Origin of the sequence: Promicromonospora soli (genome assembly GCF_014653785.1) — a bacterium.
Classification (GTDB): Bacteria; Actinomycetota; Actinomycetes; order Actinomycetales; family Cellulomonadaceae; genus Promicromonospora; species Promicromonospora soli.
This window is the reverse complement of record NZ_BNAS01000004.1, coordinates 665,846-673,249: the sequence shown is the minus strand read 5'-3', so window position 1 is coordinate 673,249 and position 7,404 is coordinate 665,846. Positions and strand designations below refer to the sequence as shown.

General features: G+C 73.2%; 5 protein-coding genes. All 5 read left to right on the top strand.

The window, feature by feature from the left end:
* Positions 1–1,011, top strand: a 1,011-nt coding sequence (locus IE250_RS16155; RefSeq protein ID WP_189670268.1) for an HNH endonuclease, incomplete at its 5' end; no start/stop codon positions are given.
* 63 nt (positions 1,012–1,074) lie between these two features.
* Entirely contained in the window at positions 1,075–1,815 is a 741-nt protein-coding gene (locus tag IE250_RS16150) for a phosphotransferase (RefSeq protein ID WP_229872507.1), read from the top strand.
* A 91-nt stretch (positions 1,816–1,906) separates the two neighbouring features.
* A complete protein-coding gene (locus IE250_RS16145; protein ID WP_189670266.1) occupies positions 1,907–3,787 on the top strand; it encodes a propionyl-CoA synthetase in 1,881 nt (626 codons plus the stop codon).
* A 109-nt stretch (positions 3,788–3,896) separates the two neighbouring features.
* Entirely contained in the window at positions 3,897–5,783 is a 1,887-nt protein-coding gene (locus IE250_RS16140; protein ID WP_229872506.1) for a beta-N-acetylhexosaminidase, read from the top strand.
* Positions 5,780–7,384 (top strand): N-acyl-D-amino-acid deacylase family protein, encoded by a 1,605-nt coding sequence (locus IE250_RS16135; RefSeq protein WP_189670265.1) that lies wholly within the window; start codon positions 5,780–5,782, stop codon positions 7,382–7,384. Before IE250_RS16140 ends, IE250_RS16135 begins: the two co-directional genes overlap by 4 nt.
* The last annotated feature ends 20 nt before the right edge of the window (positions 7,385–7,404 follow it).

Here is a 7,404-nt window from a genome sequence, read left to right as displayed (position 1 = left end):
TCGGAGCGGTGTGTCTCGGTGCGTCCGGCGCCGGATCTGATGGTGTATCTGACGGCGTTGGTGCCGATGGCGCAGGGGGTGCAGGCCTACGCGCTGCTCAAGGCGCACGCGGACGCGGCCAGGGCCACGGGTGATGAGCGCGGGGCCGGGCAGGTCATGGCCGATACATTGATCGAGCGGGTCACGGGACGCGAGCCCGGCCACGCCGATGATGTGCCGGTCACGATCAACCTGCTGGTCTCGGACCGGACGCTGCTGGCCGGCGGTGAACAGCACGGGGTTGTCGTGGAGGGCATGCCTTCCGGGGCAGGCAGCGTGCCGGGACCGGTGGCGCGAAGGCTTGCGGCGCACGCCATCGACGCCGACGCGGCGTGGCTGCGCTCGATCTACGTGGACCCGCGCGGGCGGCTGCTGGCCACGACGTCGACCTCGCGGTTCCACCCGGCGGGCCTGGCCGCGTTGTTGCGTGCCCGGGAGCAGGGTGTGTGTGCCACGTCGTGGTGCGACGCTCCGGTGCGGCACATCGACCACGTCACGCCGTTTGCTGAGGGTGGCGAGACGAGCCTGGGCAACGGGCAGGGCCTGTGCGTGCGCTGCAATCACGCGAAGCAGGCGCCCGGGTGGAGGCAGAAGACAGCAGAGATCGACGGACGGCACGCGGTGGAGACGGTCGCGCCCACGGGGCACACCTATACCTACCTCGCGCCCGCACCACCCGAGCCTGCCCGACCGGAGCCGGTCCAGCCGGAGCCCGTCCAACCGGAGCCGGTCCGACCAGAGCCGGTCCGACCAGAGCCGGTCCGACCGGTGCAGGCCCGGGAGGCGGTCCCGGCGTGGACGCCGGCCGTCGGCGTCGGCGGACCGCGTGAGGGGCGTGTCCCGCGCAGCCGGTACTCGATCGGCTGCCACACCCCGCATCGCAGCGGGACGGTCAGCTATCGGCCACCCGGCCGGCGTCGAGCACCACGGCGGAGGCGCCCAGCCGACCTCTCCTGGGCGCCTGTCCGCTGAACCGGCGACCGCCGCGAGCCCGTCCTCGCGGCGGCCGCCAGCATGCCGCGAGAGACTTGGGCGGTGCAGCAAAACGACGAACACGTCTTGTCCGGAGGGTTCGTCTCGACCGTGACGCGGCGTGGCGACGAGGTGTACCGCTCGATGACCGAGCGGCACGAGTACGTGCACGAGCTGCTGCGGTTTCTCGCCCGGCGCGGCTGGCGCGGCGCACCACGGCTGCTGCGGGTCGAGCCACCCGCGACGGAGGTGCTCAGCTACCTGGACGGTCTCAGCGGAACGGACGACGGCGTGCGGCGAGCTGCGGCGGAGCCATCCTGCCTGGCCGAGCTCGCCCGGCTGGTGCGCGAGCTGCACGACCTAACGGCTGGCACCACGCTCGCGGGCGACTCCGAGGTGGTGTGCCATCACGACATCGACCCGCGCAACACGGTCTTCCGGCACGGTACGAGCGGGCTCGAGCCGGTCGCGTTCATCGACTGGGACATCGCCGGGCCGGGCCGGCGGATCGAGGATGTCGCACACCTGCTCTGGCAGTTCGTCCCGCTGGGGCCGCGGACCGACGTCGGCCGCGCGGCACGGGCGCTCGTGACGGTGTGCGAGGCCTACGGGCCGATCGACCGGTCGGAGCTCGTGCCGACGATCCTCTGGTGGCAGCGCCGGTGCGCCGACGGCATCGACGCCGGCGCACGGGCCGGTGAGCCCGCAATGGTCAGGCTCGCCGAGCTCGGAGTGCCGGCCGACGTACGGCGCCAGGAAGCATGGACCGCGGAGCACGCCGAGGAGCTCGGGAAGCTTCTCTGAGAGCTGCCTGCCGCTCGACGGCGCCGCACGTCCGAGGCACACTGGCACCGACGCGGACACCGGGGTCCGCGAGCCAGACCAGGAGGGCCCCATGGCCGACTACGCGGACGTCTATCGGCGAAGCCTCGCCGATCCCGAGGGCTTCTGGGGCGAGCAGGCCGCTCTCGTCACCTGGTTCCGCAAGCCCACCCGGGTGCTCGACGCCGACAGCCCTCCGTTCTACCGCTGGTTCCCCGACGGCAGGCTCAACACCTGCTACAACGCCCTCGACCGGCACGTGATCGCAGGCCGCGGCGACCAGGCGGCGCTGATCTACGACAGCCCGGTGACCGGCACCACGGAGACCATCACCTACGCCACCCTGCTGCAGGACGTCGCGGCGTTCGCCGGCGCCCTGCGCGACCTCGGCGTCAGCCAGGGCGACCGGGTGGTGATCTACATGCCGATGGTGCCCGAGGCCGTCGTCGCGATGCTGGCCTGCGCGCGGCTCGGGGCTGTGCACTCGGTGGTGTTCGGGGGGTTCGCCGCGAACGAGCTGGCCGTGCGGATCGACGACGCGCAGCCGAAGGTCGTGGTGTCGGCGTCGTGCGGCATCGAGCCCACCCGGGTGGTCGAGTACAAGCCCCTGCTGGACCGGGCCCTGGAGCTGGCCACCCACGAGCCGTCGTCGTGCGTGGTGCTGCAGCGGCCGCAGGCCGAGGCGACGCTCGTCGAGGGGCGGGACCTGAACTGGGCAACCGCCATGCATGCCGGCCGGACCAACCCCGCGCCGTGCACGGAGGTCGCGGCGACGGATCCGCTCTACATCCTGTACACGTCGGGCACCACGGGGAAGCCCAAGGGGATCCTGCGCGACAACGGCGGCCACGCCGTCGCCCTGGCCTGGTCCATGCGCAACATCTACGACATCGGGGCCGGTCAGGTCTGGTGGACGGCGTCCGACGTCGGCTGGGTCGTTGGCCACTCCTACATCGTCTACGGGCCGCTGATCGTGGGCGCGACCTCCGTGCTCTACGAGGGCAAGCCCGTCGGCACGCCGGACGCCGGGGCGTTCTGGCGCGTTGTCGCCGAGCACGGCGTCGAAGCGCTGTTCACCGCGCCGACCGCGATCCGGGCGATCAAGAAGGAGGACCCGGAGGGGATCCTCCTGGCGAGCCACGACATCTCCTCCCTGCGGCACTTGTTCCTCGCGGGGGAGCGGCTCGACCCCGGGACGTACGAGTGGGCCGGGCGCATCCTTGGCGTGCCGGTCGTGGACCACAGGTGGCAGACCGAGACCGGGTGGGCCGTCGTCGCCAACCTGCGCGGACTGGACCTGATGCCGACCCGGCCCGGGTCGCCGTCGGTCCCGGTGCCCGGCTTCGACGTGCAGGTGCTGCTGCCCGACGGCACGGTCGCGGGCCCCGGGCAGGAGGGCAGCCTCGCGATCCGGCTGCCGCTGCCGCCCGGCACCCTGCAGACGCTGTGGCGCGACGACGCACGGTACGTCTCCTCGTACCTCGCCGCCTACGACGGCTACTACCTCTCGGGCGACGGCGGCTACGTGGACGACGACGGGTACGTCTACGTCATGGGCCGCACCGACGACGTCATCAACGTCGCAGGGCACCGGCTGTCCACCGGGGCGATCGAGGGTGTCCTCGCGGCGCACCCCGCCGTGGCCGAGTGCGCGGTGATCGGCGCGGCCGACTCGCTCAAGGGTCAGGTGCCGCGCGGGTTCGTCGTGCTCAAGGCCGGCGCGGACCCTGAGGGTGTGGCGGCGGAGCTCGTCGCCGCGGTGCGCGACCAGATCGGGCCGGTTGCCGCGTTCAAGGACGTCGCGATCGTCGACGGGCTGCCGAAGACCCGCTCGGGCAAGATCCTGCGGCGCACGATGCGCCAGGTGGCCGACGGCGAAGAACCCGCCGTGCCGTCCACCATCGAAGACCCAGCCGTGCTGGCAGCACTGGAGCCGGTGCTGCGCAAGGAGTGACCACTGGTCCGTGCCGAGCGTCAGATATGCCGTCGAATCCGTACGACCCAGGCCCGTGCCCGACGCGGCTTCCCGCGCGGAAACGGGGCGCCGCGCTAGGGTGACGGGCGTGCGCGACCCCGGAGATCCTGGCCTCGTTCCCGCGCCCGCGTCGATGAAGGTGACGGGCGGCTCGGTGCTGCTCCAAGACGGCGCCCGGGTCATGGCAGACCCGGTCCTGCGCCCCGCGGCGCGCTGGTGGCGCCGGGTCATCGAAGAGGCATTCGGCATCGACCTGGTGCCCTCGACCGGCCCGGTCCGCTCGGCTCGTCGCGGCGGCGCCGACGTCGTCTTCGCGGTCGCGTCCGACCTGCCCCGCGAGGGCTACCGGATCGAGGTTCGCGCGCCGGCGTCGGGCAGTGAAGCACCGGGCGGCACGACTCCTGGCAGGGTGCGCGTCGAGGCCGCGGACCTCGCCGGCGCCCACGCCGCGGCCCAGACCCTGCGCCAGCTCGCCGGCCCGGCCGCCTTCCGGCGTGCGCCGGCGGCCTACCAGAGCCCGGGCGGCGCCGGGGTGCTCGAGCTCCCGGCGGGGCGCATCGAGGACCACCCGCGGTTCGTCTGGCGCGGGGTGCTGCTCGACGTCGCCCGCCACTTCCTGCCGAAGCAGGACGTGCTGCGGTTCATCGACCTCGCCGCCGCCCACCGGCTCAACGTGCTGCAGCTCCACCTCACCGACGACCAGGGCTGGCGCGTGCAGATCTACCGCTACCCCGAGCTGACCCGTACCGGCGCGTGGCGTCGCGAGTCCACCGTCGGCACCTGGCGTACCGGCTCCCGCGACGGCCGCCCGCACGGCGGCTTCTACACGCAGGACGAGCTGCGCGAGATCGTCGCCTACGCCCGCGACCGGGGCATCACCGTGGTCCCGGAGATCGACGTGCCGGGCCATGTCGAGGCCGCCGTCGCCGCCTACCCCGAGCTCGGCACGCTCAAGGACCGGCGCGGCGTCCGCACGACGTGGGGCATCAGCGAGGACGTGCTCGACCCGTCCGAGGGATCGCTCGCGTTCTTCCGGCACGTGCTGGATGAGGTGCTGGACGTCTTCGACACACCCTTCATCGGCCTCGGCGGCGACGAGGTGCCGACCACGCTCTGGCGCGAGTCGCCCCACATCGTCGAGCGCGCCAGGACGCTGGGCCTCTTCGGGCCTTCGAAAGACTCCAGGCGGCGCGCCGTCCCCGACGTCGGGCAGCTGCACGGCTGGTTCGTCGCCCGCCTGGCGCAGCACGTGTCCGACGCCGGCCGCCGCGCCGTCGTCTGGGACGAGGCCATGTCGCCGTTGCTGCCGCGCGACGTGATCGTGACGTCCTGGCGCGGGTACGCGCAGGGTGCGGCCGCGCTCGCGGCCGGGCACGACGTGGTCATGGCGCCCGAGCAGGCCGTCTACCTGGACCATCGCGCCGGTGACCACCCCGCCGAGCCGATCCCGGTCGGATTTCTGCGGACGGTCGAGGACGTGTACGGCTTCGAGCCGCTCCCTGCCCCGTTGGTCAGCGACGCGGAAAGCTCGACCGGTGAGGTGACCCCGGGCCGGCTGCTCGGCACGCAGGCGCAGGTATGGACCGAGCACCTCGACAACGCGCGGCGCGTCGACTACGCGACCTTCCCGCGGCTTGCGGCGTTCGCCGAGGTCGCGTGGTCGCCGCAGGCCGACCGCGAGCCGGGCTCGCCGGCGTCCAAGGAGTTCCTCGACCGCCTGGAGCGGCACCATCTGCCACGCCTGGACGCGTACGGGGTCGAGTACCGGCCGCTCGCCGGCCCGCACCTGTGGCAGACCCGGCCCGGCGTCGAGGGCTACCCGCGCGACCTGGCGGCGGAGACCGCCGTGGGGGGCTGGGCCGGGCTCGGCGGCTGGCGCGAGGACGGCGGCGTGGAGAACCTCCCTGAGCAGGTCCGGGAGCCCGAGCAGGTCCCGGAGCCGGAGCCGAAGCAGACGCCGGACAGTGGCAGATGAACGGCACGATCCTGGTCCGCGACGCCCGCCTGCCACAGCCTGACGGCTCCCTCTCGGAACCGGTGGACCTGCACGTCGCGCGCGGCCGAATCGCGGCAGTCACCCGCGCGGACGCCCCCGGCATCGTCGAACGAGCCGCCGTCGACCAGTACGGCGTCTTCCGGAGCGACGTCGAACAGAGCGACGGGATCCTCGATGCGCAGGGCCGCGTCGCCATGCCCGGGTTTGTGGACGCGCACACGCACGCTGAGGCCGCCGTCTTCGAGCCGGACGTCCAGCTCGCGATGCTGCGCCAGGGCATCACCACCGTCGTGGCGGGGCAGGACGGAGTGTCCTTCGCGCCGACCGACCGCACTGCCTACGAGTGGGCGAGTGCCTACTTCGCCGCCGTCAACGGGTCCCACCCCACCTTCGCTGGCGGATCCGTGGGCGACCTCCTGACCACCTACCACCGCACCGTCCCAGTGAACGTCGCGTACCTCGTGCCGCACGGCACCCTGCGGTACCGCGTTCTGGGGGCGGCGCAGCGCCCGGCGTCGGACGAGGAGATCGCGGCCATGGTGGGCCTGCTGGAGCGGGCCCTGGACGACGGCGCCTGCGGCTTCTCGACCGGCCTCGAGTATGTGCCGGCCGCCTACGCCGACGAGCGTGAGCTGATCGCGCTCGCGAAGGTCGCCGCCGCACGCGGCCTGCCGCACGTGAGCCACATGCGCGGGTACGAGGACAGGGGCGTCGGGGCGTTCGAGGAGCTGATGCGGATCGCGCGCGTCTCCGACGTCGCGACGCACGTGTCGCACCTGCACGGTCCCGCGCACGACCTGCTCGAGCAGGTACGAGCCGCACGTGCCGCGGGCCACGACGTCACCTACGACTCCTACCCCTACCTGCGCGGATGCTCCATCCTCTCCATGGTCGCGCTGCCGACGTGGCTGCCTCTGGCCGATCCCGCCGCGACGGTCGACGCCCTCCGCGACCCCGCGGTGACCAAGCGCCTGGGCGACCACTTCGCCGGTCTGACCGACCTGTGGCCCCGCATCACCTTCGCGTCCGTGCCCGGCATGGAGTGGGCCGAGGGCATGACCCTGCCCGACGTCGCCTCTCGGCTCGGGCGTTCGGCCCCCGACACGGTGGTCGAGATCCTGACCACCACCGCGCTGCGCGCGAGCTGCGTGTTCGCGCAGCCGCCGACCAACTCGCCCGAGTCCGTCCGCACGCTGGCCGGCTACGAGGGACACCTCGCCGGGTCGGACGCCATCTACTGGGGTGGACAGCCTCACCCGCGCGGATGGGGAGCCTTCGCCCGGTTCCTCGACGAGCACGTGCGCAGCGGCTCGTGGAGCTGGTGGGACGCCGCCGAGCACCTGTCGGCCCGCGCCGCGCGGCGCTTCGCCCTGGCGGATCGCGGGGAGCTCGTGCCCGGTGCCATCGCGGACATCGCGCTCGTGGACCCGGGCCAGGTGCGCGACGAGGCGACCTACGAGACGCCGCGCACGCCGGCGTCGGGCATCGAGGACGTCCTGGTGGGCGGGGTGCCGGTGCTCGCCGGGGGTGTGCTGACCGGGGCGACGCCGGGGCATGCGGTGCGGCCGCCTCCTGCCTGATCGGTCGGAGGGTGCGGAGG

Bases quoted from the DNA above. Each gene is read 5' to 3' on its own strand.
- IE250_RS16135 (WP_189670265.1), top strand. From the start codon at position 5,780: ATGAACGGCACGATCCTGGTCCGCGACGCCCGCCTGCCACAGCCTGAC.
- IE250_RS16145 (WP_189670266.1), top strand. From the start codon at position 1,907: ATGGCCGACTACGCGGACGTCTATCGGCGAAGCCTCGCCGATCCCGAG.